Here is a 25,139-nt window from a genome sequence, read left to right as displayed (position 1 = left end):
CCCTGTTCTAGAGTTTCACGGCGAGGCCGCTGCGCACGCTCTCGTCTGCGGCAAGACAGACGGCGAGCGACTTCACCGCGTCGTCCATGTGGCGGGTCAAGTCCAGATCCTCGCGGATCGCCTTCAGCACAAACGCCTGTTCCAGGTCGCAGAGGTCCTGATGGCCGGGCTCGCCTTGCATCGACAGCATTTCGTCGGGTTTGGCGAACTTGCCATCCGCGCCGGTCGCCGCGCTGTGCAGGCGGATGGTCGAGGTCTTGGTGTGGGTGTCGATGTCGTCGGACCTGACACCCTCCTTCATGACGATCGACACGCAGCCATTGGGCGAGATCACGTCCTTGACGAAGAAAGCCGTCTCCGAAATCATCGGCCCCCAGCCGGCCTCGTACCAGCCGACCGAACCGTCGTCGAATAGCACCTGCAGATGACCGTAATTGTACATTGACGGCGCGATCTCGTCGCTCAGCCTCAGCCCCATGCCGCGCACCTCGACTGGCCTGGCGTCGGTGATCTGCAGCATCACGTCGAGATAATGCACGCCGCAATCGACGATCGGCGATGTCGTCTGCATCAACTGCTTGTGCGTCTCCCAGCTATGGCCGGAGGATTGCTGGTTGAGGTTCATGCGGAACACGTAAGGGCCGCCGAGCTTGCGCGCCTCGGCGATCAGCCGGATCCAGGACGGGTGATGGCGCAGGATGTAGCCGATCACCAGTTTTTTGCCGTTGGCCTTGGCTGCCGCGACCACGCGCTTTGCATCGGCGACGGTGGTTGCCAGCGGCTTTTCGAGGAAGACGTGGCAGCCGGCCTCGAACGCCTTGACCGCATAGTCAGCATGGCTGTCGGAATAGGTGGCGATGCAGGCGACATCGGGCTTTTCGTCGCGTAGCGCCTCATCGAAGGAACGCCGGATGGCGTAGGTCGAAAGCCCTTCCGGCAGCGGCACATCGGAGCGGTTGACCAGCGCGGCGATCTGGAATCCCAGATTGGTGTGATAGGCCAGCGCATGGCTGCGCCCCATATTGCCGAGCCCGGCGACGACAACGCGAAGGGGTTTTTGCGAATTCACTTGACCGCTCCCGAAGTGATGCCGCGGATCAGCTGCCGCGAGAAGATGACGTAGAGGATCAGCACCGGCATGATCGCCAGCGACAGTGCCGCCAGGATGGCATTCCAGTTGGTGACGAACTGGCCGAGGAACAGTTGCGCGCCGAGCGTCACCGTCTTGGTTTCCTCCGACGGCGCCAGGATCAGCGGGAACCACAGATCGTTCCAGATCGGGATCATGGTGAAGACGGCGACCGTCGCCATAGATGGCCTGACCAGCGGCAACACCAGGCGGAAGAAGATGGTGTATTCCGATAGCCCGTCGATGCGGCCGGCGTTCTTCAGATCGTCCGACACCTGCTTCATGAATTCCGACAGGATGAAGACGGCAAGCGGCAGGCCTTGCGCCGTATAGACCAGGATCAGCGCTGTCAGCGTGTTGACTAGCCCGCTCGCCACCATCAATTGCAGGATGGCGACGGTGGCAAGGCGGATCGGGATCATGATGCCGAGCGCCAGATAGAGCCCCATCAGCGAATTGCCGCGGAAGCGGTATTCCGACAGCGAGAAAGCCGCCATGGCGCCGAACAAAAGCACGAAGAACAGCGAGGCGACGGTGACGACAAGGCTGTTCTGGAAATAGTGGATGAAATCGCCCTGGCCGATCACCGTCGTGTAGCCGATTAGATCGAAGGTTTTCGGCGTCGGCGGCGCCAGCGGCGCACCGAAGATGGCGGCGCGCGACTTGAATGAGTTGACGATGACGATGATTACCGGAAACAGCGCGATCGCCGTGTAGGTCAGAAGGATCGCATGCGCGCCAATGGTGCGGGGCAGCGAGCGGGTTGCGGTGCTCATGGTCGCGCTCCCCTAAAACTGGTAGCGACGCAAGCGCGTCTGTACGAGGAACAGATAGACGCAGACGCCGCCGAGGATGATCAGGAACATCATCGTGGCGATCGCCGCGCCCATGTTGGGATCGCCGACCTGCAGCTGGAAACCGAAGAAGGCGCGGTAGAGGAAGGTGCCGAGAATATCCGTTGAATAGTTCGGCCCGGCCAGCGCGCCTTGCGCGGTGTAGATCAGGTCGAAAGCGTTGAAGTTGCCGACGAAGGTCAGGATCGAGATGATGCCGATCGACGGCAGGATGAGCGGCAGCTTGATCTTCCAGAACTGCGCCATCCCGGTGATGCCGTCGCATTCGGCCGCTTCGATCACCTCCTCGGGAATGGACAGCAGTGCCGCATAGATCAGCATCATCGGGATGCCGACGAACTGCCACACCGAGATCAGGCTGAGCGCGGTCAGCGCATATTGCGCCTTGCCGAGCCAGGGCGTGAACAGGCTTTTCAGGCCGACAAGGTCCATCATATGCGGCGCCACGCCCCATAGCGGCGACAGGATCAGCTTCCAGGCGAAGCCGACGATGACGAAAGACAGGATCGTCGGCACGAAGATCGCCGTGCGGTAGAAGGCGGAAAACCGTAGCCTGGGGCTGGACAGAAGTGCGGCCAAAAGGACGCCGATCGGGTTCTGCACCAGCATGTGGATGATGAAGAACCAGACATTGTTCCTGAGCGCGTTCCAGAAATTGACCGACCAGTTGGGATCACCGAACAGCATGCGGAAATTTTCCAGTCCGACGAAGACCTGCGACTGGTTGATGTTGCGGAACAGCGACAGCTGCAGCGTGCCGGCCAGCGGCAGGATCATGATCGCCGTATAGACCAGCAGCGCCGGCGCCAGGAAAACGCCGATATGCCAACGGAACGGTCTTTTCGGTGCTGCGGCCATGCGTTCGGTCCCCGCCGATCAGGTCTTGCTATTGCCGCCAAAGGGCGCGGCGCCTCCCTCCCCCTCGAGGGGAGGGTACCTCGCAAAGCGAGGCGGGTGGGGTCGGCAGAGGAGCACGCCATCGTCGTTCGACCGTGCTTTCCAGCAGCGATCAAGCCGCAGTCTGCCTCGACCGACCCCCTCTGTCGCCTTCGGCGACATCTCCCCCTCGAGGGGGGAGACAACGCTTCGCCGCGCTTTACTTCGCCGGCTTGTACCAGCTGTCGAGGCCGTCCTGCAGCTTCTTGGCGGCAGCTTCCGGCGTGTCGGTGCCGTTGATGACGTTGGCCGATTCAACCCACGTCTCGTTTTCGAGGTTCGGCGTGCCGCGCGACAGGATCTGGTAGGTCGAGCGGATCGTCGACTTGCACTTGCCGCGCCAGGAGACGAATTCCTGGGCCAGCGGGTCTTCCATCTTCACCGGGGTGTTGTTCAGGCTGAAGAAGCCCGGCAGCGCGTTGGCGTAGATGGTGGCGAAATCCGGCGAGGCCACCCAGGACAGGAAGGTCTTGGCCGCATCCGCGTTCTTCGAGGCCGCATTGAGGCCCATGCCGATGTCGGTGTGGTCGGAGATGTAGCAGGTGTCGCCGGCCTTCTGCACCGGCGGCGGGAAGGCGCCCATCTTGAACTGCGCCTGCGTGTTGAACAGGCCGATCTCCCACGAGCCGGCCGGGTAGATGGCGGCGCGGCCGAGCGTGAACAGGTTCTGGCTGTCCGGATAGGTCTGCGCCTCGAAGCCGTCGCCGAGATAGTCCTTCCACTTGGCCAGTTCCTTGAAGGGCTCGACCCACTGCGGATCGGTCAGCTTCTGCTCGCCCTTGATCAGCGCCAGGCGGCCTTCCTCGCCCTTCCAGTAGTTCGGGCCGATGTTCTGGTAGCCCATGGTCGCCGCTTCCCAGAGGTCCTTGGTGCCCATCGCCATCGGGATGTAGGTGCCGTCGGCCTTGATCTTGTCGAGCGCGGCGAAGAATTCGTCGCGCGTCTCCGGCACCTTGATGCCGAGCTTGTCGAAGGCGTCCTTGTTGTAGATGAAGCCATGGATGACGGAGGCCATCGGCACGCAGAAACTCGACTTGCCGTCGTCGGTCTGCCAGGCGGCCTTGGCGACGTCGGAGAAGTTCTCCATGCCGGGCAGGGTCGAGATGTCGGCGAGGTTGCCCTTCTTGAAGAGTTCCAGCGACTTGTCGAACGGGCGGCAGGTGATCAGGTCGCCGGCCGAGCCGGCGGCGAGCTTGGCGCCGAGGGCGGCGTCATATTCGGTCGGCGCCGACGGCGCGAACACCACCTTGATGCCCGGGTTCTTGGCTTCGAAGGCCGGGATCAGCTTGTCCTTCCAGATGGCAAGGTCGTCGCCGCGCCAGCTTTCGATGTTGAGCGTTACGTCGTCGGCATAAGCCACCCCGGCGGAGCCGAGAATGCTGGTGCCGAGAAGAAGTGCCGTCAGTAGCTTCGTTGTCATGCTCAGTCTCCCTGTTGACCTTTTTCAGGTTCGGTTTTGATGAGAACAGAGGCATTGCGCCCCTTGCTCCCCTCGATCGCGGAAAGGGCCGGCCGCAGCTTGTGGCCAGTCCCTTCCAATATCTTCTCGGCTGCATCGGCGCTGGCGGCGCCGGCGGCGAGCAGAATAGCGGTCTTGACGACGCCGCCGCTCCTTTCGAGCAGGCGCGCCGCCTCGTCCTTGTCGCGCCCGCTGACAGCGGCGACGATGCGTGCGGCGCGGTCGCGCAGCTTGATGTTGTCGGCCATGAGGTTGACCATGTAGCCGTCATGGACATGGCCGAGATGGATGGCGGCGAGCGTCGACAGCATGTTGAGCGCGATCTTCTGGGCGGTGCCTGCGCCCATGCGCGTTGAGCCGGCAATCAGCTCCGGCGGCGTTTCGAGCAGGATGGCGATGTCGGCCAGCCGCAACAGCGGCGCATCCCTGTTGTTGGCGATGGCAATGGTCGCCGCACCGCGGCGCCTGGCGTCCTCGATCGCCCTGACTGCATAAGGTGTCGAGCCGCTGGCCGAGACGGCGATCAGGCAGTCGCCCTTGCCGATGCGGGCGGCGGCAACTGCTGCCGAAGCTTCCTCGGTGTCGTCCTCCGGCCCGCCGGCCAGTGTCTTGAAGGCCTCGTCGCCGCCGGCGATCAGGATGGCGATGCGGTCGCGTTGGATGCCGAAAGTGCCCGGGAGCTCAAGCGCATCGGCCAGTGCCATCAGGCCCGAACTGCCGGCAGCCGCATAGGCGAGCTTGCCGCCGCTTTTCAGTCTGCTTGCGATGATTTCGGCTGCCGCAGCAATGGCAGGAATGGCGCCGTGCACGGCCTTGGCGGCCTCGATCTGTGCGTTGGCCAAAGAGGAAAGGACGGCTTCCGGGGCCTGGATATCCAGTCCCTCGGCATTCTGGTGAAGCGCTTCGGTGCGCGTTTCGGCCATCCGCTTTCCTCCAATCGAGAAAACCATACCAAAAAAATACCACTTGTCCACACGCATTAATGAAATCCTTGCGGCAGTGCAGGCTTGCGAACGAAATTGGCTGATTTTCCAACAAACTACGCCTTAACTTTTTTGAAACGGAAATTAATCCTTGGCTATTGGTATTTTATTGGTATTATCCGCCCGGAGGAGAAATCGCGTGAAATTCGTGCTCGGCATCGATGGCGGCGGCACCAGCTGCAGGGCGGCCCTTGCAACGGCCGACGGCATCGTCCTCGGCCGCGCCAAAAGCGGTGCCGCCAACATCCGAACCGATCTCACCGGCGCCAGGACGAACATCGTCGACGCAGCGCAGCAGGCCTTTGTCGCCGCGGGCAAGGATCCCGCACTGATCCCGCAAACTCCGGCCGTTCTCGGTCTTGCAGGCGCCAACGTCGGCACCTACCGGCAGCAGCTCGAAGCGATCCTGCCGTTTCGCATCAGCCGTGTCGAGACCGACGCCGAGATCGCGCTGGAAGGCGCGGTTGGCTCAGGCGACGGCGCCATGGCCATCCTCGGCACCGGCACCGCCTATATGGCACGCAAACAAGGCAAGTCGCGCGCCATCGGCGGCTGGGGGTTCCAGGTCGGCGACCAGGGCAGCGGCGCCCGCATCGGCCGCGACCTGCTCGAGCAGACGCTGCTCGCCTATGACGGCATCCGCCAGGGATCGCCGCTGACGGAGACCATGCTCGCCATTTTCCGCAACAATCCCGAGGATCTGGTCGAATTCACCACCAACGCCAAGCCCGGCGATTTCGGCGGCTTCGCGCCCAAGGTGTTCGAACATGCCGAAAAAGGCGACGTCGTCGCTATCTGGATCCTCGACAAGGCGGTCGCCGATGTCGAAGCAGCGCTTGGCGTGCTCGACCTGGGCGGCGGCGATCCGCTCTGCCTGCTCGGCGGGCTGGCGCCGCTTTACGCGCCGCGCCTGTCGGCCCGCTACCGGGCGCTGCTGAAACCGCCGCTCGACGACGCTCTGGGCGGCGCGGTTCAGATGGCGGCTCGGATTTTCGCAAACACGGCGGAGGCAGCTCGATGAGTGAGGCCGCCGACCAGATATTCGCGGCGCTGAAACAATCGTCGCAGAGTGGCGCGCCGCTCTATCTGCAGCTCAGGAAGAGTATCGAGGATGCGGTCAAACGCGGGCTGATCGGACCTGGCGATGCGCTGCCTTCCGAGCGCGACATCGCTAGCAAGGCCGACATTTCGCGCGTCACCGTGCGCAAGGCGGTGCAGGACCTGGTCAAGGGCGGCATCCTCGTCCAGCGCCATGGTTCCGGTACCTTCGTTGCGCCACGTATGGAGCGCGTCGAGCAGTCGCTGTCGATGCTGACCTCGTTTACCGAGGACATGGCACGGCGCGGCATGGCGGTGCGTTCGGCTTGGCTCGACCGCGGCCTCTATCCGCCGTCGCCCGACGAGATGATGGTGCTCGGCCTGGCATCGAACGAATTGGTTGCGCGCGTGGCGCGCCTTCGTATCGCCAACGACACGCCGCTGGCGATCGAGCGCGCCTCGCTATCGACAAGCGTGCTGCCCGATCCGGCGGCGATTGGTTCGTCGCTCTACGCCGCGTTGGAAAAGACCGGCAACAGGCCGGTGCGGGCGGTGCAGCGCATTTCCGCCACCAATCTCGGCGATAGCGACGCACAGCTGCTGGAAGTGCCGCCGGGCATTGCCGGCCTGCACATCGAGCGTATCTCCTATTTGGCGAGCGGCAAGGTGATCGAGTTTACCCGCTCCATCTACAGGGGCGACGCCTATGATTTTGTCGCCGAACTCCGGCTGAGCGGGCCGGGCGAAGAGGGCCGGCCATGACCGCGACAACGACCCATATGCGGCGCGAGATCGAGGAGATCCCGGAGGCCACCGCCCGTCTGCTCGATGGCTCGGCCGCGGTGCTGACGGAAGCTGGACGCGGCATTCGCGAGCGCGATCCGAATTTCGTCGTCACCGTGGCGCGCGGCTCGTCCGACCATGCCGCGACCTTCATGAAATATGCCGTGGAGTTGACCGCCGGGCTGGCGGTTGCATCGGTCGGCCCGTCGATCGCCTCGATCTATGGCGCCAAGCTGAAGCTGGGCGGCTCGGCCTGCCTGGCGATCTCGCAGTCCGGCAAGAGCCCGGACATCGTTGCAATGGCGCAAGCGGCGAGGACCGGCGGTTCGCTGACCGTCGCCATCACCAACACCGCCGATTCGCCGCTGGCGCGGGCTTCGGACTACGCGATCGACATCCTGGCCGGACCGGAGCGCAGCGTCGCGGCGACGAAGACCTTCGTCAATTCAGCCGTCGCAGGACTCGCCTTGATGGCGCATTGCACCGGCGACGACAAACTTCTGGTGGCGCTCGCGCGCTTGCCGGAGCATTTTCGCAAGGCGATCGCCTGCGACTGGATGGCGCTGGCCGGGGCGCTGGAGACGCAAAAGTCGCTGTTCATTCTCGGTCGCGGCCCGTCGGCGGCGATCGCCAACGAGGCGGCGCTGAAATTCAAGGAAACCTGCGCCATGCATGCGGAAGCCTATAGTGCCGCCGAGGTCATGCACGGCCCGCTGGCGCTGGTCGGTCCCGGTTTCCCGGTGCTGGCGCTGGCTGCTCGCGATGCGTCCGAGCCATCGGTGGCCGATGCCGCCGACAGCCTGGCCGGCAAGGGCGCTGCCGTCTTTGTGACGTCGAACAAGGCAAAGAGCGCTCAGCGCCTGCCGCATGTCGCAACCGGTCATCCGCTGACCGACCCGCTGACGCTGATCGTGTCGTTCTATGGTTTCGTCGAGGCTTTTGCCCGCCATCGCGGCCTCGACCCCGACACGCCGCCCAATCTGCGCAAGGTAACGGAAACCCTATGAGCGACCGTTTTGCCCTGACTGGCGCCCGGATTTTCGATGGCGACGACTGGCACGACAATGCGGCGCTTGTCGTGCGCGACGGCCTCGTCGAGGCCATTGTTGCCGCCGGTGCCATTCCATCCAATGTTGCGCATATCGAGACCGGCGGCGGCATGCTGGCGCCTGGATTCGTCGATCTGCAGGTCAATGGCGGCGGCGGCGTCATGCTCAACGACCATCCGGACGTCGCCTCGATCGAGACCATCTGCCGGGCGCACGCACCCTTCGGCACGGCGGCGCTGTTGCCGACGCTGATCACCGACACGTCCGAGATCACCGCCGCGGCGGTTGCGGCCGGAGCCGAGGCGGCATGGAGGAAGGTGCCGGGGTTCCTGGGCCTGCACCTCGAAGGGCCGCATCTGTCGATCGCCCGCAAGGGCGCACATGACCCGGCTTTGATCCGGCCGATGCTAGACTCCGACCAGACGATGCTGATCGCCGCACGGAAAAACCTGCCCGTGCTGCTGACGACGGTGGCGCCCGAATCCGTCGAGCCCAGCCAGGTGTCGGCGCTTAGCAAGGCCGGCATTGTCGTCAGCATCGGCCATTCCGATACCGGCTATGCCACGGCTCGCGCCTTTGCCGAGGCCGGCGCAACGGTGATCACCCATCTGTTCAATGCGATGAGCCAGATCGGCAATCGCGAGCCGGGGCTGGCGGGCGCCGCAATCGATACAGGCACATTCTATGCCGGCATCATCGCCGACGGTATCCATGTCGATCCGGCCACCATGGCCATCGCCTTGCGCGCCAAGCAGGGCCCGGGCAAGATCCTGCTCGTTACCGATGCCATGGCGACGATCGGCACCGACATGACCTCGTTCACGCTGAACGGCCGCACCATCCACCGCAAGGATGGCAGGCTGACACTTGCCGACGGCACGCTGGCGGGCGCGGATCTCGACATGATTTCCGCGGTGCGCTTCATGCACCGCGTCGTCGGCCTCGACCTCGACGAAGCCTTGCGCATGGCCTCGCTCTATCCGGCGCAGGCGATCGGCCAATCGCACCGGCTCGGGCGCTTCGCCAACGGTACCGCGGCCAACATCGTTTCGCTGTCGGACGATCTGGACATTAAAAGCGTCTGGATCGATGGTGCCAGGGTTTTTGCAGGCAGCCCTGCTCGTTAGGGTTAGCCGGCTTTGGACGTATAGAGGTCCTTGTAGGCTTCGCGCAGCAGGTTCTTCTGCACCTTGCCCATCGTGTTGCGCGGCAGTTCGTCGACGAAGATCACCCGTTTCGGATGCTTGTACCTAGCGAGGCGCCCGGCGATGGCCTCGACGATCCCTGCGGCGCTGATGGTCGAGCCCAGCGCCCTCACCACGACAGCGGTGACGCCTTCGCCGAAATCCGGATGGGCAACGCCGATGACAGCGCTTTCGGCGACGCCAGGCAGTGCGTCGATCTCGCTCTCGACTTCCTTTGGATAGATATTGTAGCCGCCGGAAATGATCAGGTCCTTGCCGCGGCCGACGATGTGGACATAGCCGTCAGCATCGATCAGTCCGAGATCGCCGGTGATGAAGAAACCGTCGTCACGGAACTCCGCTTTGGTCTTTTCCGGCATGCGCCAGTAGCCGCAAAAGACATTGGGACCCCTCACCTCGATCATGCCGACATCGCCCTTGGCAAGTGTTTCGCCGCTCTCGGGGTCGGTGATGCGCAGGGAAACGCCGGTCAGGGGAAACCCGACCGTGCCGGCACGCCGCTCGCCATCATAAGGATTCGACGTGTTCATGTTGGTCTCGGTCATGCCGTAGCGCTCGAGGATGGCGTGGCCGGTGCGCTCTCGCCAGGCTCTGTGCGTCTCGGCCAAAAGCGGCGCCGAGCCGGAAATGAACAGGCGGATGTTTTTCGCCGCTTGCCGGTTCAAACCGTCCTGCTGCAGCAGGCGGACGTAGAAGGTCGGCACGCCCATCAGCACGGTGGCCCGCGGCAGCAGCGAGACGATGCGGGCCGGGTCGAATTTGGTTTCGAACAGCATCGAGGCGCCGGCCATCAGGACGACATTGGTGGCGACGAAAAGGCCATGCGTGTGGAAAACCGGCAGCGCGTGAATCAGCACGTCTGCGGCAGTGAAGCGCCAGAGGTCGACCAGCACCCGCGCATTGGAGGCGAGGTTTTCGTGGCTGAGCATGGCGCCTTTCGAACGGCCGGTGGTGCCGGATGTGTAGAGGATCGCAGCAAGGTCGTCCGGTCCGCGCGCCACGTCGTGGAAGTCCACGGCCGTCTCGGAGGCGCGATCGGTCAACGAACCCTCGCCCTTGCTGCCGAGTGTCGCGACCGCAGCGCCCGAGGCCTGCGCCAAAACGCCGATCTCGGTCACTCGCGCCGGGTCGCAGACGATCAGTCGTGGTTCGGCATCCCTGAAGAAGTAGTCGAGTTCGGTCAGCGTATAGGCGGTGTTGAGCGGCAGGAAGATCGCGCCGGCACGCAGGCAAGCGAGATAAAGGAAAATGGCCTCCGGGCTCTTCTCGACCTGAACGGCGACGCGGTCGCCGGCTTCGACGCCCAGCTGCGACAGCACATGTGCCAGTTGAGCGGAGCGCGCCAGCATTTCGCCATAGCTGATCGAGCTCCCGTCATCTGCCTCCATCAAAAGGCGTCCGGGCGTGGGCATCCGGGCACGGAAAGCATCGAACAGATGGTTGCTCAAAAGTTCCCCCGAGCGGCTGTCTCCGGCCGGACGGCGGCGGTCAGCCGGCCGCCTTGTCCGCCGCTGCCCTGATTGCCTCGATGTTTGCCCGATAGGCTGCGACGCTGCCGCCCTTGAAAATGGCCGCACCGGCGACCAGCACGCTGGCGCCGGCGGCGGTGACCAGGGGCGCAGTTTCCGGCGAAATGCCGCCGTCGATCTCGATCCGGATCGGCCTGTCACCGATCAGCGCCTTCACCCGCTTCACCTTGTCTACGATCGCCGGAATGAAGGCCTGACCGCCGAAGCCCGGATTGACCGTCATGATCAGGATCAGATCGAGCCGGTCGAGCACGTATTCGATCATCGTCTCCGGTGTCGCCGGGTTGAGCGACACACCGGCCTTCTTGCCAAGATTTTTGATCGTCTGCAGCGAGCGGTCGAGATGCGGCCCGGCTTCGGCGTGCACCGTGATGCCGTCGCACCCGGCCTCGGCGAAGGCGGCCAGATAGGGGTCGGCGGGGGCGATCATCAGATGGCAGTCGAAGAAGGCCTTGGTGCGGTTGCGGATCGCCTTGATCACCGGCGGCCCGAAGGTGATGTTGGGGACGAAATGCCCGTCCATGACGTCGAGATGGATCCAGTCGGCGCCGGCGGCCGCCACCGCCTCGACCTCGTCGCCGAGCTTCGAGAAATCGGAAGCCAGCACCGATGGCGCGATCAGGGTTTTTTTGCTCATGACGCGGTTTTTCCCGAACGCCCCGGTTTACGGCCCCTCTGTATCGCCTGCCTAGACCATGAGTCGAGTCCGGAAAGTGGAAGCCGGTTTGTCCTTCCGCTGATGCCACGGCTTCAGGTTTTCGCTGCTCTTTCATCTGCGAGCCAAAGAAAAACCCGCCGGATCGCTCCGGCGGGGTTTTCTTGATCGAATGATCACCGTTTTGAAGTTCGCGCGCGATCCTATTGCTCGAGCTGCGGCTTGCGCCTTGGCAGCTGCTGAAGAACATCTGGATTCAGCAGCAGGCTCGGTTTACGGATCGGCTGGCACTGGCCATTAATCGGCCGCGCGCCCGGTGCGCACTCCAGCCGCGGTTTGCGGCAGGCGCCGTCGCGCAGCTCTGTCCCACGCGGGCAGACGCAGACGCCACGCTTGTTGTGGATCTGACCAGGTATCGAGCACTCCACCACAACAGGCTTCTTGCGCCTGCAGGCATTGCCTTGCACTTCCGTGCCTTTCGGGCAGACGCAATCGCCTCCGGCGTCGTGGATCTGGCCGCGGATGGTGCACTGCTCCGGCTTCGGCTGGATTGGCCGGCAGACATTGCCCCTGACTTCCGTACCCCGCGGGCAGACGCAATCGCCAGCGGCGTTATGGATCTGGCCCCGAATGGTGCACTGCTCGGGTTTCGGCTGGATTGGCCGGCAGACATTGCCCCTGACTTCGGTGCCCCGCGGGCAGACGCAATCGCCTGCGGCGTTATGGATCTGGCCCCGAATGGTGCACTGCTCGGGTTTCGGCTGGATTGGCCGGCAGGCATTGCCTTTGACTTCGGTGCCCCGCGGGCAGACGCAATCGCCGGCAGCGTCGTGGATCTGGCCACGGATGGTGCACTGCTCGGGCTGCGGCTTGCTGCCCACGCAAGCGCCGTTCTCCAGCTCGGTTCCGCGCGGACAGACGCAGCGTCCGTCTTCGGTACGGATCTGGCCTTTGAGCAGAACGCAAGGTTTTGGCTTCGGCACGATGACCGTGCCGCCCCCGGACGAGCATTGGCCATTGCGGAAGGTCGTGCCGGGCGGGCAGACGCAGTTGCCGGCGTCGTTCATGACGAAGCCTTGCGAGCATTCCTTCTTCACCTCATTCCTGATGGTGAAGGGATGGCAGGCATAGGCCTTGCCGCGATCACCCTGCACGTCGGCCGCACCGCGGGACAGCACGTCGCCACCGCCTTGCACCGGCGTGTTCGGGGACAGCACGCCGACACAGTTCTGGCCGTTGACAGTGCCCTGCAGATTGGCCAGACGGCCATCGTCCGGAATGATCACGGTCACCGTGTGCACGTGGCTTTCCCCGGCGCCGAGCGTCAGTTGGGCGATGCAGGACAGAGGCAAGATTGCCGGCTCCGGCGAGCAGCCGAAGGGCGGATCGATCGAGGTGATCGCAACGCCTTCCAGCCGGCCGAGGCCTTCGACGCCGATCGCATCGCCGAGGCGAACCGGACCGGAGAAGGCGCTCGCGCCATCGTTCGTGATGGTGATCTCGAACGAGCAGGGCTGGCCGGGCTTGCACTCGGCATCACCGGTCTTCTCGACGCGGATGGTCGAGGCGCCGCTGCCCTTGGCGCAGGCCTGGCCGATCGGATAGACGATGTCGTCTCCCGGAGCCGGGCCGTAGGAGCCGCGTGCGCAGTTCTCGAATTCGCCGTTCGCGGCAACCGTCACGTCGAAATGGCGGCTGGTTCCAGGCGTGATGACGGCGCCGGGAATCTGGCACGACAGCGCATTGGCCGGAACCGGTCCGCAAGCCCATTCCGCGCCGTCTGGGGTGACGGTCTGGATCTGGACCGGCGCTCCGCCGGCTATCAGCGTCGCGGCATCGTTGACCCGTACCGGACCGGTCGGGGCAGTGGTGCCGAGACTGATGACGGTAATGCGGCAGGAAACGACCGCAGCACCGGCCAGCGAACCATTGCAAACCTTGGTGATGCGCAGGGCCGGCTGGCCGGCATTCGGATGACGGATGCGTTCCTTGGCGCAGGCCCTGTTGTTGGTGATGTCGTTCTCACCGGGAATAGCTTTCACCTCGGCGCAGTTCTCGACACTGTCGGGCCGGTAGTTGGCCGGCATCACCGCCCTGACGAAGATCGGCGTCGAGGCGCCAGGCAACAGCACGATGCCGGCATTGTCGCAGCGGAACTGGCCGGGGCCGTTCGGTCCGCATGTCCATGGCGGCGTCGGGCCGAAGGTCGAGGATGCCGGCACGCCGCCCGGATAGGTATCGACGACCGTCAGCGGCCCATTATAGGGGACGCTGCCATTGTTGATTATGTCGACCACGAAGGTGCAGACGCCATCGGCCGAACAGAATTCGGTGCGGGCGCGCTTCTTCAGGATCAGGTCGACCTTCTTCTCCACCGGCGGCCGGCAGTTGCGGTCACGATCGCCACGCCGGCAGACCGGGATCGAAGCACAGCCGCGATCGTTTTGCTGGCTGCCGAAAAGCGGCTTGCCGCTGGCGCCGTAATTGTAAGTGGCGCAGTTGCGCAAGGCGCTGCCTCGCCAGCCTGCGGCCGGCTTGAAGCCGAGCTTGAGGTCGACAGAGGCACCCGGATTGAGCGTGGTCACCGGATGAGTGCAAATCATCGGGGTGGTTCCAGGCGCGCAGACCCAAGGCGGGTTCGGCCCTGAATCGAGGGTGGAGCCAGCCGGCAGGGTGACTTCGTTGAGCACGATCTTGCCGTGGTAGGGTGCATCGCCGACATTGGTGACCCTGATGGTGAAGTCGCAGCCGCCACCCACCGTGCAACGTTGCACGTCGGCGCGCTTTTCGACTTTCAGATCCGGTTCCTTGTCCTTCGGTGGGCAGCGCTGATCACGCGGGATGACGATATCGACAGTCTGCGTACAGCACAGGCCCCACCCCTCCCTCGGGCCGGCATAGGTTTCGACACCGGTGACGATGATGTGGATGACGTCGCCGGGTGAAGCGCCGACGATCTTCCAATTGAGCACACCGCCGCCCGCCGGCACCAATTGCGTGTCGGGAATGATGGTGATGCCGGGTGTCGTCGTCGAAAGCTGCACCCATTTGCCAGCCATCTCCGGGCCGACCGGCATGTGGTAGATGAAGGCGCCGCCGCCGGGCACGCAATCAACCGTGCCTCGCTCCACCTTGAAGCATTCCTTGCCGGGAGGTGGAGGCGGCGGGTTGCACCTGGTGACGTCGATCTTGATCGAGGTCTTTGCACCCGTGAGGTAATTGCCGTCGTCCGGCTTGCCCGGGTCCTGCGACGGGATTTCGATGCCGGCGCCGCGTTCGCGGCTCACCTTGACCAGGCCCTGGTTGTGAACGATCGTCGGCGACGGAAACGCCGCATGGTCGATCCTGGCGGTGATCTGGAAGGTGACGGCGCGCTCGTTCGCAGCGCCGATGCCGTCGAGATCGCTGGCGGAAATCCGGAAATCGGGCACCGCCGCGGTATCGTCCGGGCCAGCCGAACTGCTGATCGCAGCACCGGGCAGCGGTCCGCCGGACGCATCGGTGCCGTCGCCAGTCACATGCACGCCGACGATGCGCAGGCCGTGCGGGAGCTGGTCCCTGAAATCGAGCCTGACCTTTTTCAGCATGGCGGCGAGGTCCGGGCTGGCAAAACCCTGCGGATTGCCGCGCAAGCCAAAGCTCAGCGAGTATACGACATAGTCGCAGCCTCTCTGGGTGCCTTTCTTGGTGAAGAAGGGCACAATCCGGCCCGGCTCCGGATTGACGATGCGAGGATTGTCGAAATCGAGCCTGGGATCTGGAACGGCAGTGTAGATGCCCGCATCGGCAGGCTTGGTCTTGGCCGGAGCAAGGTCTTCAGCGAAGCCTTGCAGCGGACTCAGCATGGCGACCGCGATACCGGCCGCCATCAGCCAGCGCACACCGCGCCTGGCGAGTGACAGGGGTTTCACGATGGTCTCGATGACGAATGATTGTTTGCCGGTTGATTGGCTGCTTGTCGCAGGCGGGAAAAATGCGAGATTGCTCATCTTCCCCTCCTCACGGTTCGCAGCTGACGGCTGGGGTTCTGAGCGGCAAGGTCATCTTGCAGCAAGGGTAGTAGCCACCCTTGTCGCTATCGGACTGCCTGTAGAAGCAGAGCCCGACATCGACCGTATCGCCAGGGTAATGGCCGGTGATGCCGATCGTGTATGGCGCGCCGGGCGCATGCGACAGAGGTGAAGTCACCCCAACGCCAGGCGTCCTGGACAGAGCCTTGATCGAATCGCCGCCAAAGCCGGCATGGTCATGGAGATAGAGTTCGGCCTCGAGGCCGGAGGGCGTGCAGAAATACCTGACATCCTCGACATCGAGGCAAGGAGGCAGATTGCCGGGGGGCGGAAAGTCCGGCGGATAGAACGGTGGCAGATAGCCGCCCGGCACCTGCTCGTAATAGCCGGCACGGCCTTCGCAGGGGCGCCAGACCTCGACGTCGCCGACATGGCCTTCGACTTCCGGGTCTTCGAAATAATTGTCGAAGTCGACGAACCACGAGCCGAAAGGCGGCATGTCGGCCGGCTTGGCCAGTGACGTCGGCCTGATTTGCACGCCGTGCACGGCGAGCGGCCCGCCGGCTGCGAGTTGTTCGGCAAGCTCCGGATTGTCGCGCAACTTGTCGCCGGTATCGACCAGCGTGTCGGTGCAGACGCCGGTATCGAGATTGCCTTCGGCATCGTAGCCATATTGCAGGTCGAGGCCGCCGGCCGACTGTCGGTTGTCTTGCGGGAAGCCGACCGCATATTCCTGCGGCACTTCCACCCAGGCCGATTCCGTCGCCGGATCGTCCGGATTTTCGCGCCAGTAGCGGATGACCTCACCCTTGCCGGAATCGGCGAACTGGCTGTAGTCGTAGCGGTTCTCCACCGGGCCGCGCTGGGCCAGGTACATGAAGCCTTCGTTGTCGAAGGCGATGTCGGTGACCGCGTAATCCTTGTCGGCCTTGACCGTCAGTTCCCAGCGCGGGTCGCCGGCGAAACTGCCGTCGCCGGCAACGCCTACCGACCAGATCTCCGCCTTATCACCGACCGAATAATAGAGCCGGCCGCCACGATAGGCGACCGACCAGACGCGGCGCTCGTCCTGCGTGTAGCCCCAGCTGTCGGGGTCCTCGCTGTCGAAGGCAGCACCCTGGATGTCAATCACCGAGCCGTCGTCGGCAACGGCGGCAAGCCCGTGCGCCGGGCGACCGGCTATGCCGTGGTCGAACGTGTCGAGCAGCGCGCCATTGGCGTCGATGCGGTGGATGAGGCCGGTGTCGAGATCGCTGGCGAAGAACTGGCGGTGGATATTGTCGAAAGTGACGTCGCCGATGCCGGGACCGCTATTGGCGTCGATATCGGCGAATTTCGAGACGGCGCCGGTGATGCCGTCGATCTTCCAGATCGTTCCGGGGCCGCCGCCGTTTTCGGTGCCGAACTGGCCGTCCATGAAGACAGCGTCAGCCGTGCCGCGGCGCTGCCGCTCCGGCCGGCCGTCGGCGTCGCCGTCTGGCGTGACTATGCGGATGCCGTGCAGCGACGTGGCGCCGGCATAGAGGTTTGGAATGGCCGATGGGACGCCGTCGCGCACGCCGTCGTCGTAGGTGATGCCGAACACCTGGCCGATTTGCCCGGCTGTGACCTCGAACGGTGGCGGGGTGAAGACCAATTGGCCAGACGCCGGCCCGCCCAGCCTTGAGACGTCGAAGATGCGCAAGGTCGCGCGCGCCGTGTCGATGAAGGTTTCGTCGACGGGATCGACGCCTGGCGGCAGGCCTTCCTCGAAATTGGGGATGATGGTGCCGGAAAATCCGGTCATTGCCATCGAGCCGGGATAGATGATCCGGGTTTCCTGAGCCTGGGCCGAGCCACCGAGCCAGAGCCCAGCGGCGAGCGCCAAGATCGACAATCCGCTGGCAGCCTCGATGGCGCGGCGCAAACGGCCGGCACGAGAGCGCACGAACGCGCCGTGGTCGCAAGACATGGATCTCCCCCCACAGGTCATGGGAGAAACATCCGGTCCCGGCGCGCAAATCAGGGCAAGGCGCGGCGTTCCGGCACGTTCATCCCTGATCGAATTGTCTGCTTTCCTCAACGTCACGATACGCCTGGGTCCGCGCAGGGTCAACGGAACCGGCGAAAAGCCCAGCGCATCGACCCGGTCCCGAAGGCGATGGTCGCGCTGAGTTCCTGCTGTTCCCGGAGACCATGGAGCCTCTGGATCTGTGGTCATGGGGCTTTCCTTTCCGGGGCCGCACCACGCGGCACCTGAGCATCAGTCGCGGGGCGAGGCGGAAAGGTTCATGGGCCGGGGGCCGGGCCGGCTGGATCACCGCCGAAAATACGGGCCTGCCGGTCCCGAATCCGATCAACCGCGATGAATGGTGAACGCCTTGCGCAGAATGCTTGCGCGCCACGCAGCCTGTTCTTATATACGCGCCAAGCCGTCCAGCGCCGAATGCCGGTTGCCGGAGCGGAATTTCTTGTGAACAGGGGCTTTCGTCGGAACGCCTGTACGGGTCCTGAGAGCCTGCTTAGCGGAGAGATTAGAGAAATGGCAAAAGTAATCGGTATCGATCTGGGAACAACCAACTCCTGTGTCGCCATCATGGACGGCAAGGAATCCAAGGTGATCGAGAATGCGGAAGGCGCCCGCACGACCCCTTCCATCGTCGCCATCAACAGCGACGGCGAGCGCCTCGTCGGCCAGCCGGCCAAGCGCCAGGCGGTTACCAATCCTGAGAACACCATTTTCGCGGTCAAGCGCCTGATCGGCCGCCGCTACGACGATCCGGTGACGGAGAAGGACAAGAAGCTTGTCCCCTACAAGATCGTCAAGGGCGACAATGGCGACGCCTGGGTCGAGGCCGGCGGCAAGAAGCAGTCGCCTAGCCAGATCTCGGCGATGATCCTGCAGAAGATGAAGGAAACGGCGGAGGCCTATCTCGGCGAGAAGGTCGAGAAGGCAGTCATCACCGTTCCGGCCTATTTCAACGACGCCCAGCGCCAGGCGACCAAGGATGCCGGCAAGATCGCCGGCCTCGAAGTGCTGCGCATCATCAACGAGCCGACGGCGGCCGCGCTTGCCTATGGACTGGACAAGAAGGAAGGCAAGACGATTGCCGTCTATGACCTTGGCGGCGGCACGTTCGATATTTCGGTGCTCGAAATCGGCGACGGCGTGTTCGAGGTGAAGTCGACCAATGGCGACACCTTCCTCGGCGGCGAGGATTTCGACATGCGTCTGGTCGAATATCTGGCGGCCGAGTTCAAGAAGGAACAGGGCATCGACCTGCGGAACGACAAGCTCGCCCTTCAGCGCCTCAAGGAAGCGGCTGAAAAGGCCAAGATCGAGCTGTCGTCCACCACGCAGACCGAAATCAACCTGCCCTTCATCACCGCCGATGCCACCGGCCCCAAGCACCTGACGCTGAAGCTGACGCGGGCGAAGTTCGAGAGCCTGGTCGAGGATCTCGTCCAGCGCACGATCGATCCTTGCAAGGCGGCGCTCAAGGATGCCGGCCTGAAGGCCGGCGAAATCGACGAAGTCGTCCTGGTCGGCGGCATGACCCGTATGCCCAAGATCCAGGAGATCGTGAAGCAGTTCTTCGGCAAGGAGCCGCACAAGGGCGTCAACCCGGATGAGGTCGTCGCGTTAGGCGCCGCTATCCAGGCCGGCGTGCTGCAGGGCGACGTCAAGGACGTGCTGCTGCTCGACGTGACGCCGTTGTCGCTGGGCATCGAGACGCTGGGCGGCGTATTCACGCGGCTGATCGAACGCAACACGACGATTCCGACAAAGAAGAGCCAGGTGTTCTCCACGGCCGAGGATTCGCAGTCGGCGGTGACCATCCGCGTCTTCCAGGGCGAGCGTGAAATGGCCGCCGACAACAAGGCGCTCGGCCAGTTCGATCTGGTCGGCATCCCGCCTGCGCCGCGCGGCGTGCCGCAGATCGAGGTCACCTTCGACATCGACGCCAACGGCATCGTCAACGTCTCGGCCAAGGACAAGGGCACCGGCAAGGAGCACCAGATCCGCATCCAGGCGTCCGGCGGCCTTTCGGACGCCGACATCGAGAAGATGGTCAAGGACGCCGAGGCCAATGCCGAAGCCGACAAGAAGCGGCGCGCGCTGGTCGAGGCCCGCAACCAGGCCGAGGCGCTGGTGCATTCCTCCGAGAAGTCTCTGAAGGAATACGGCGAGAAGGTTTCCGAGGCCGACCGCACGGCGATTGCCGATGCGATCGCGGCGCTGAAGACCGCTGCCGAAGGCGACGATGTGACCGAGATCGAGGCCAAGACGCAGACGCTCGCCGAAGTCTCGATGAAGCTCGGCCAGGCCATGTACGAGGCTTCGCAGAAGGAAGCCGCCGAGGCCGACGCCAAGGCTGATGCCGCCAAGGACAGTGACGTCGTCGATGCCGACTTCGAGGAAATCGACGAAGACGACGAGAAGAAGAAGTCGGCCTGAACCGCCTGACGGTACAGGTAAGGGAAAAAGCCCGGCGCACAGCCGGGCTTTTTTGCAACCCTTTGCCGGAAAAACGCTGCGCTGCCCGAAAAAATGCGGACAAAGCCTCGTAGACACTGGCATCGCGCCTCCATCACACCTAAATCGGAACAGCGTGCCGGCAAACGACGCAACGATGCTTCAAGACGTTGACTATCCGGACTGCGGGAAAACATGAAAGCTGATTTTTACGAAACGCTAGGCGTGCAAAAGGGCGCCGACGAGAAGGAGCTCAAGAGCGCTTTTCGCAAGCTCGCCATGCAGTTCCATCCCGACCGCAACCCAGGCGACCATGCCTGCGAGCACAAGTTCAAGGAAATCAACGAAGCCTACGAGACACTGAAGGACCCGCAGAAGCGCGCCGCCTATGATCGCTTCGGCCACGCCGCCTTCGAGCACGGCGGTATGAATGGCGGGGCGCAAGGCTTTGGCGCCGGCGGCTTCGCCGACATTTTCGAAGACATTTTCGGCGACATGATGGGCGGGCGCCAGCGCCGCTCGTCCGGCGGCCGCGAGCGCGGCGCCGACCTGCGCTACAATATGGAAATTACGCTGGAAGAGGCATTTTCCGGCAAGACCGCGCAGATTCGGGTGCCAGCTTCGATTTCCTGCTCGGAATGCTCGGGCAGCGGCGCCAAGCCTGGCACCCAGCCCGTCACCTGCTCGATGTGCAACGGCCACGGCAAGGTGCGCGCCACGCAAGGCTTCTTCTCGATCGAGCGCACCTGCCCGCAATGCCAGGGGCGCGGCCAGACCATCAAGGATCCGTGCCCGAAATGCGCCGGCCAGGGCCGTGTCACCGAGGAGCGCTCGCTGTCGGTAAACATCCCTGCCGGCATAGAGGATGGCACCCGCATCCGGCTGGCCAATGAGGGCGAGGCCGGCCTGCGCGGCGGCCCGTCGGGCGATCTCTACATCTTCCTCGCGGTCAAGCCGCACGAATTCTTCCAGCGCGACGGGGCCGATCTTTATTGCAAGGTGCCGATCTCGATGACGACGGCAGCGCTTGGCGGCTCGTTCGAGGTGACGACACTGGACGGTACCCAGACGAAGGTGAAGGTGCCGGAAGGCACCCAGAACGGTCGCCAGTTCCGTCTCAAGGGCAAGGGCATGCCTGTGCTTCGCCAGCCCAATATCGGTGATCTCTACATCCAGACCGTGGTTGAGACGCCGCAGAACCTTTCGCGCCGTCAGCGCGAATTGCTGGAGGAATTCGAGCAGCTTTCCTCAAAGGACAATTCGCCTCAGTCGAGCGGATTTTTCGCCCGCATGAAAGACTTTTTCGAAACGTTCGGCGAGCACTGAAGCTGATCCCTGGAAAACGCTTCCCGAGCGTCATCAACACCTTATCCGGGGATTCGCCTTGTCTTGCACCTCGTAACTGCTAAGTAGCATGCGAGGGAGCGTTGAGGAGGACTTTCGATGACGCGTAGTCCCGGACTGCGAAAGACGCTGGCGGAAAAGTTCGACGACGAGCTGAAGTTCTTCAAGGGCTGGATCGACAAGCCGAAGGCGGTCGGTTCGATCGTCCCGACCAGTTCCATCACCGCTGGCAAGATGGCCTCGATCGTCGATCCGACATCCGGCCTGCCGGTGCTCGAGGTCGGACCCGGTACAGGCGTCATCACCCGCGCCATCCTCGCCCAGGGCATAAAGCCTGAGAATCTCTACGCGGTCGAATATTCCACTGATTTCGTGCGCCATCTGCGCCAGCTTTATCCAGGCGTCAACGTCATCGAGGGCGACGCCTTCAATCTCGACGCGACGCTTGGCGACAAGCGCGACCTGATCTTCGATTCCGTGATATCGGGGGTGCCGCTGCTCAATTTCCCTGTCGCCCAGCGCATCGCCTATGTCGAGAGCCTGCTCGACCGTATCCCGGCGGGCCGGCCGATCGTGCAGCTGACTTACGGGCCGCTGTCGCCGATCCCGCCGGGCCGCGGCGACTATACGGTCGAGCATTTCCATTTCGTCATCCGCAACATTCCGCCGACGCAGCTTTGGATCTACCGACGCGGGGCCGCATGAATTGAAGCGTTGGGTTTGAATGGCACTTGTCTTATACCCATCGGTGACAAGGCAGACCCATGGCTGTGATCCCGAAAATTCTCGTCGTCGCCGGTTCGGTGCGCAGCGGCGCCTATAGCGGCAGGACCGCCGACGTGGCACAGAAGGAACTTGCCATGCAGGGCGCCGAGGTGACCCGCATCTCGCTCGCCGACTATCCGTTGCCGATCCTCGACCAGGATTTGGAAAAGGAAGAAGGCATTCCCGACAATGCTTTCAAGCTCGGCCGGATGATCGCCGCCCATGACGGGCTGCTGGTCGCGACGCCCGAATATAACGGCTCCATTCCACCGTTGCTCAAGAACAGCATCGACTGGGTGAGCCAGCTGCGCAAGGATGGCGGCCGGACTTTCAGGCCACTTGCCGGCAAGGTCGCCGGCCTCTGCTCGTCTTCCAACGGACCCTTCGGCGGGATACGCTGCATCAACCATCTGCGCGCCGTTCTGGTACGCTGCCGGATGGAGGTGGTGACACCGGAATGCTCGGTGCCGGAGGGCGGCTACGCCTTCGACGACGAGGGCAAGTTCAGGGACGAGAGACTACGCCAATCGATGGAGCACCTATGCCGAACGCTGATCGAAACCTCGCGCATGCTGTCGACGCGGATCGAGGCATGATCCCGGACGCCGCGCATGCCGACACGATGCAGGAAAGGCTGATCGTCGGCCTCGACCTGCCGACGCTGAAGGAAGCCGAGAAAGCGGTGCGCGAGCTCGACGGGATCGTCTCCTTCTACAAGATCGGTTACCAGCTCGCGTTTGCCGGCGGGCTCGACTTCGCCCGCGAGCTGGCCAGCGGGGGCACCAGGATCTTTCTCGACATGAAGCTGCTCGACATCGACAACACCGTGGCCAAGGGGGTCGAAAACATCGCCAGGATGGGCATGAGCATGCTGACGATCCATGCCTATCCGAAGACGATGAAGGCGGCGGTCGAGGCTGCCAGGGGCAGCGACCTTTGCCTACTCGGGGTCACCGTGCTGACCTCGATGGACGAGCAGGACGTGATCGACGCCGGCTATGAGTATGATCCGCATACACTGGTGCTGAGGCGCTCCGAGCAGGCGCTGCATGCCGGCATGGGCGGCATCGTCTGCTCGGCCGAAGAAGCCGAGGCGGTGCGCCGCATCGTCGGCCCCGACCTGGCCGTGGTGACGCCGGGAATCCGGCCGAAGGGCAGCGACCATGGCGACCAGAAACGGGTGGTGACGCCGGCGCAGGCGATCCGCAACGGCTCCAGCCATCTCGTCATCGGCCGGCCGATCGTCGGAGCGGCCGACAGGCGGGCGGCGGCGGAAGCGATCCTCGATGAAATGCGCTCGGCCTGAGGACCGATTCCGAAACTTGCTCCTGCAGCCGTCTGACGGCGTTTTCTCCGCTTCCGGTGCTCACGTACTTTAAGTACGCTCCGCTCCGGCACTCGAAAACAACCCCAGCCATCTCACCGGAGCGACTTTCAACATCGGTCCGCGCACGGCCAAAAACCAGGAGAAATACCATGCCCAAGGGATACTGGATCGCTCGCGTCGACGTGCGCGATGCGGAAGGCTACAAGGACTATGTCGCAGCCGCCAAACCGGCCTTCGACCGCTTCGGCGCCAAGTTCCTGGCGCGTGGCGGCGCGCATGAGAAGGCCGAGGGGCCGGGCCGCGACCGCAACGTGATCATCGAGTTTCCGTCGCTTGAGGCGGCGCATGACTGCTACCACTCGCCCGAATACCAGCGCGCCGTCGCGATCCGCCAGAAGGTGGCCAAGGGCGAAATCGTGCTGGTCGAGGGGATTTAGGCGAGAAGCCGGTTCGCCGCTGCCTCCGCCATCGCGTCGGCGAGGCTCAAGCCCCATTGCTGGCGACAGTAATCGCGGAAATCGAAGCAGGGCAGGCCGGGGCAGACCTCGAACTCTATGAGGTGGACGCTGTCGTCGGCTTCGACCCGGAAATCGATGGAAAACACATCCCGCAGGCCAAGCCCGACCATCAGGCGTTCGGCAATGAGACGGATTCTTGCATCGGCTTCAGGCTGGCTGCCGGCGACCGGCAGCAGCACCGGCTCGGTATATTTTCCCGCAGCTTTCGCCGCTGCGCCGGTATCGCCGTAAAGCGCCAGGCTGTCCTGCATGGTCTGGAAATCGCCGCCCGAATCGACAAAGGCGATGCCCAGCGCCTCGACGCCGGTATCCGGCCGCAATCCGAGAAAACTGGCGCGCGCGTTGCGGCCGGCGACATAGGGCTGGACGATGACATCGTCGCGATAGGCGGCGAAGACGCGCCGGCTAAGCTCCAGCGCATGGCCGAGATCGTGGCAGCGCGAATCCGGCCAGATGCCGATTTTGGCGCCGAGCCGGTTCGGCTTGACGAACCAGCCGGCGGGCGAGGCCGGTGGCGCGACCAGCCAGGCGCCGTCACGGGCAAGGCCCGCCTGCGGCACCGGCAGGCCAAGCGCGCCGAGCACGGCGCCGGACCGGAACTTGTCCTGACAGAGCGCGAACAGCGCATCGTCGGCGCCGATCGCCTTGAGGCCATTCAGCCGTGCCAGAGCCGGTGCCGCGCCGCCGCGGAAATAGGCGACGCCGTCGGTCAGCGTCCAGACAAGCGTGGTCTTCGGGTCCTCGCCGCCGAGAAGGCTTGCGGCGTCGTCGAGCGCCAGCGGGGCAAATGACAAGCCGCGCTTCTGGCAAGCGGCGGCAAGTGCGTCGAATTCAGCAGCGAAGTCGGTCGATTGCGCCAGATAGGAGGCGATTTCGGCGGCACGCTCCGGCACGTGGTTATCGGCGACCAGCCGATCGAAGCAAGCCTTTTCCGGCTCGTAGACAAGGATCAGCTTCGGCTCGCGGCTTGACATGATCGAAACGATTTCCCGGCAGCACGATTGCCTAAAGTATCCGTGTTGGTCAAGGGAGAGATGGTGTCCAGGTCCGATTGTCCCTGAGTAGTGCGTTTGCGAGGATGATGAGCTTTCGCATGATG

The 25,139-nt window shown here is 63.8% G+C and carries 20 protein-coding genes; 10 read left to right on the top strand and 10 right to left on the bottom strand.

The features are described 5' to 3' along the window. Positions 1–7: 7 nt before the first annotated feature. The 5 genes from NKI72_RS26120 to NKI72_RS26100 all read right to left on the bottom strand — a co-directional run bounded on the left by NKI72_RS26120 (position 8) and on the right by NKI72_RS26100 (position 5,301). A complete protein-coding gene (locus tag NKI72_RS26120) occupies positions 8–1,069 on the bottom strand; it encodes a Gfo/Idh/MocA family protein (protein ID WP_352834242.1) in 1,062 nt (353 codons plus the stop codon). Next, a complete protein-coding gene (locus tag NKI72_RS26115; RefSeq protein ID WP_023679838.1) occupies positions 1,066–1,905 on the bottom strand; it encodes a carbohydrate ABC transporter permease in 840 nt (279 codons plus the stop codon). The genes NKI72_RS26120 and NKI72_RS26115 overlap by 4 nt, the downstream gene beginning before the upstream one ends. Before the next feature lie 12 nt (positions 1,906–1,917). After that, the gene (locus NKI72_RS26110) at positions 1,918–2,841 is read right to left on the bottom strand and encodes a carbohydrate ABC transporter permease (protein ID WP_023718922.1); all 924 of its coding nucleotides are present in this window, start codon (positions 2,839–2,841) and stop codon (positions 1,918–1,920) included. A gap of 238 nt (positions 2,842–3,079) precedes the next feature. Then, positions 3,080–4,339: an ABC transporter substrate-binding protein gene (locus NKI72_RS26105; RefSeq protein ID WP_352449606.1), complete on the bottom strand. Its 1,260-nt coding sequence runs from the start codon at positions 4,337–4,339 to the stop codon at positions 3,080–3,082. Between the two features lie 2 nt (positions 4,340–4,341). Further along, on the bottom strand, positions 4,342–5,301 hold the full coding sequence (locus NKI72_RS26100; RefSeq protein WP_031212743.1) for an N-acetylmuramic acid 6-phosphate etherase: 960 nt from the start codon (positions 5,299–5,301) through the stop codon (positions 4,342–4,344). Positions 5,302–5,500: 199 nt separating this feature from the next. On the opposite strand from NKI72_RS26100, the gene NKI72_RS26095 reads away from it, so the two are divergent. From NKI72_RS26095 to nagA, 4 genes are read left to right on the top strand one after another with little or no spacing between them, the layout of a single operon-like run. After that, on the top strand, positions 5,501–6,382 hold the full coding sequence (locus tag NKI72_RS26095; RefSeq protein ID WP_352472799.1) for a glucosamine kinase nucleotide-binding domain-containing protein: 882 nt from the start codon (positions 5,501–5,503) through the stop codon (positions 6,380–6,382). Further along, a complete protein-coding gene (locus NKI72_RS26090) occupies positions 6,379–7,161 on the top strand; it encodes a GntR family transcriptional regulator (RefSeq protein ID WP_352472800.1) in 783 nt (260 codons plus the stop codon). Before NKI72_RS26095 ends, NKI72_RS26090 begins: the two co-directional genes overlap by 4 nt. Further along, positions 7,158–8,189 (top strand): SIS domain-containing protein, encoded by a 1,032-nt coding sequence (locus NKI72_RS26085; protein ID WP_352472801.1) that lies wholly within the window; start codon positions 7,158–7,160, stop codon positions 8,187–8,189. Before NKI72_RS26090 ends, NKI72_RS26085 begins: the two co-directional genes overlap by 4 nt. Continuing rightward, positions 8,186–9,358 carry an N-acetylglucosamine-6-phosphate deacetylase gene (gene nagA, locus NKI72_RS26080; RefSeq protein WP_352834248.1) on the top strand — a complete coding sequence of 391 codons (1,173 nt, stop codon included), beginning with the start codon at positions 8,186–8,188 and terminating at the stop codon, positions 9,356–9,358. The genes NKI72_RS26085 and nagA overlap by 4 nt, the downstream gene beginning before the upstream one ends. 2 nt (positions 9,359–9,360) lie before the next feature. On the opposite strand, the gene NKI72_RS26075 is transcribed toward nagA, so the two are convergent. The 4 genes from NKI72_RS26075 to NKI72_RS26060 form a co-directional block, all read right to left on the bottom strand. Then, positions 9,361–10,884: a malonate--CoA ligase gene (locus tag NKI72_RS26075; RefSeq protein ID WP_352834251.1), complete on the bottom strand. Its 1,524-nt coding sequence runs from the start codon at positions 10,882–10,884 to the stop codon at positions 9,361–9,363. A gap of 40 nt (positions 10,885–10,924) precedes the next feature. Continuing rightward, on the bottom strand, positions 10,925–11,602 hold the full coding sequence (gene rpe / locus NKI72_RS26070; protein ID WP_352449613.1) for a ribulose-phosphate 3-epimerase: 678 nt from the start codon (positions 11,600–11,602) through the stop codon (positions 10,925–10,927). Positions 11,603–11,823: 221 nt separating this feature from the next. Further along, positions 11,824–15,609: a DUF7929 domain-containing protein gene (locus tag NKI72_RS26065; RefSeq protein WP_352834254.1), complete on the bottom strand. Its 3,786-nt coding sequence runs from the start codon at positions 15,607–15,609 to the stop codon at positions 11,824–11,826. 10 nt (positions 15,610–15,619) lie between these two features. Then, positions 15,620–17,581: a hypothetical protein gene (locus NKI72_RS26060; RefSeq protein ID WP_352834257.1), complete on the bottom strand. Its 1,962-nt coding sequence runs from the start codon at positions 17,579–17,581 to the stop codon at positions 15,620–15,622. Positions 17,582–18,151: 570 nt separating this feature from the next. On the opposite strand from NKI72_RS26060, the gene dnaK reads away from it, so the two are divergent. The 6 genes from dnaK (at position 18,152) to NKI72_RS26030 (ending at position 23,959) form a co-directional block, all read left to right on the top strand. Next, a complete protein-coding gene (dnaK, locus tag NKI72_RS26055) occupies positions 18,152–20,068 on the top strand; it encodes a molecular chaperone DnaK (RefSeq protein WP_023679851.1) in 1,917 nt (638 codons plus the stop codon). 213 nt (positions 20,069–20,281) lie between these two features. After that, positions 20,282–21,412 (top strand): molecular chaperone DnaJ, encoded by a 1,131-nt coding sequence (gene dnaJ / locus NKI72_RS26050; protein WP_023679852.1) that lies wholly within the window; start codon positions 20,282–20,284, stop codon positions 21,410–21,412. Positions 21,413–21,529: 117 nt separating this feature from the next. Then, positions 21,530–22,135, top strand: a complete 606-nt coding sequence (gene pmtA, locus NKI72_RS26045) for a phospholipid N-methyltransferase PmtA (protein WP_023679853.1) — start codon at positions 21,530–21,532, stop codon at positions 22,133–22,135. Between the two features lie 59 nt (positions 22,136–22,194). Further along, positions 22,195–22,791, top strand: coding sequence for an NADPH-dependent FMN reductase (locus NKI72_RS26040; RefSeq protein WP_352472807.1), 597 nt, complete (start codon positions 22,195–22,197; stop codon positions 22,789–22,791). Continuing rightward, positions 22,788–23,501, top strand: a complete 714-nt coding sequence (pyrF, locus tag NKI72_RS26035) for an orotidine-5'-phosphate decarboxylase (protein WP_352472808.1) — start codon at positions 22,788–22,790, stop codon at positions 23,499–23,501. Before NKI72_RS26040 ends, pyrF begins: the two co-directional genes overlap by 4 nt. A gap of 170 nt (positions 23,502–23,671) precedes the next feature. After that, positions 23,672–23,959 carry a DUF1330 domain-containing protein gene (locus NKI72_RS26030; RefSeq protein WP_352834263.1) on the top strand — a complete coding sequence of 96 codons (288 nt, stop codon included), beginning with the start codon at positions 23,672–23,674 and terminating at the stop codon, positions 23,957–23,959. On the opposite strand, the gene NKI72_RS26025 is transcribed toward NKI72_RS26030, so the two are convergent. After that, entirely contained in the window at positions 23,956–25,014 is a 1,059-nt protein-coding gene (locus tag NKI72_RS26025) for a D-alanine--D-alanine ligase family protein (RefSeq protein WP_352851211.1), read from the bottom strand. The genes NKI72_RS26030 and NKI72_RS26025 overlap by 4 nt on opposite strands. Between the last annotated feature and the right edge of the window lie 125 nt (positions 25,015–25,139).

The organism is Mesorhizobium sp. M0437 (assembly GCF_040321335.1).
Lineage (GTDB): Bacteria > Pseudomonadota > Alphaproteobacteria > Rhizobiales > Rhizobiaceae > Mesorhizobium.
Note: the sequence above shows the minus strand (reverse complement) of the source record. Positions and strands in the feature narration are given on the sequence as shown.

What these genes read in the sequence shown, in the direction of transcription:
- NKI72_RS26115 (WP_023679838.1), bottom strand. Translation starts at nt 1,905, where the DNA reads ATGAGCACCGCAACCCGCTCGCTGCCCCGCACCATTGGCGCGCATGCG.
- NKI72_RS26110 (WP_023718922.1), bottom strand. Translation starts at nt 2,841, where the DNA reads ATGGCCGCAGCACCGAAAAGACCGTTCCGTTGGCATATCGGCGTTTTC.
- NKI72_RS26105 (WP_352449606.1), bottom strand. Translation starts at nt 4,339, where the DNA reads ATGACAACGAAGCTACTGACGGCACTTCTTCTCGGCACCAGCATTCTC.
- NKI72_RS26100 (WP_031212743.1), bottom strand. Translation starts at nt 5,301, where the DNA reads ATGGCCGAAACGCGCACCGAAGCGCTTCACCAGAATGCCGAGGGACTG.
- NKI72_RS26090 (WP_352472800.1), top strand. Translation starts at nt 6,379, where the DNA reads ATGAGTGAGGCCGCCGACCAGATATTCGCGGCGCTGAAACAATCGTCG.
- NKI72_RS26085 (WP_352472801.1), top strand. Translation starts at nt 7,158, where the DNA reads ATGACCGCGACAACGACCCATATGCGGCGCGAGATCGAGGAGATCCCG.
- nagA (WP_352834248.1), top strand. Translation starts at nt 8,186, where the DNA reads ATGAGCGACCGTTTTGCCCTGACTGGCGCCCGGATTTTCGATGGCGAC.
- rpe (WP_352449613.1), bottom strand. Translation starts at nt 11,602, where the DNA reads ATGAGCAAAAAAACCCTGATCGCGCCATCGGTGCTGGCTTCCGATTTC.
- NKI72_RS26065 (WP_352834254.1), bottom strand. Translation starts at nt 15,609, where the DNA reads ATGAGCAATCTCGCATTTTTCCCGCCTGCGACAAGCAGCCAATCAACC.
- NKI72_RS26060 (WP_352834257.1), bottom strand. Translation starts at nt 17,581, where the DNA reads ATGTCTTGCGACCACGGCGCGTTCGTGCGCTCTCGTGCCGGCCGTTTG.
- dnaK (WP_023679851.1), top strand. Translation starts at nt 18,152, where the DNA reads ATGGCAAAAGTAATCGGTATCGATCTGGGAACAACCAACTCCTGTGTC.
- dnaJ (WP_023679852.1), top strand. Translation starts at nt 20,282, where the DNA reads ATGAAAGCTGATTTTTACGAAACGCTAGGCGTGCAAAAGGGCGCCGAC.
- pmtA (WP_023679853.1), top strand. Translation starts at nt 21,530, where the DNA reads ATGACGCGTAGTCCCGGACTGCGAAAGACGCTGGCGGAAAAGTTCGAC.
- NKI72_RS26040 (WP_352472807.1), top strand. Translation starts at nt 22,195, where the DNA reads ATGGCTGTGATCCCGAAAATTCTCGTCGTCGCCGGTTCGGTGCGCAGC.
- pyrF (WP_352472808.1), top strand. Translation starts at nt 22,788, where the DNA reads ATGATCCCGGACGCCGCGCATGCCGACACGATGCAGGAAAGGCTGATC.
- NKI72_RS26030 (WP_352834263.1), top strand. Translation starts at nt 23,672, where the DNA reads ATGCCCAAGGGATACTGGATCGCTCGCGTCGACGTGCGCGATGCGGAA.
- NKI72_RS26025 (WP_352851211.1), bottom strand. Translation starts at nt 25,014, where the DNA reads ATGTCAAGCCGCGAGCCGAAGCTGATCCTTGTCTACGAGCCGGAAAAG.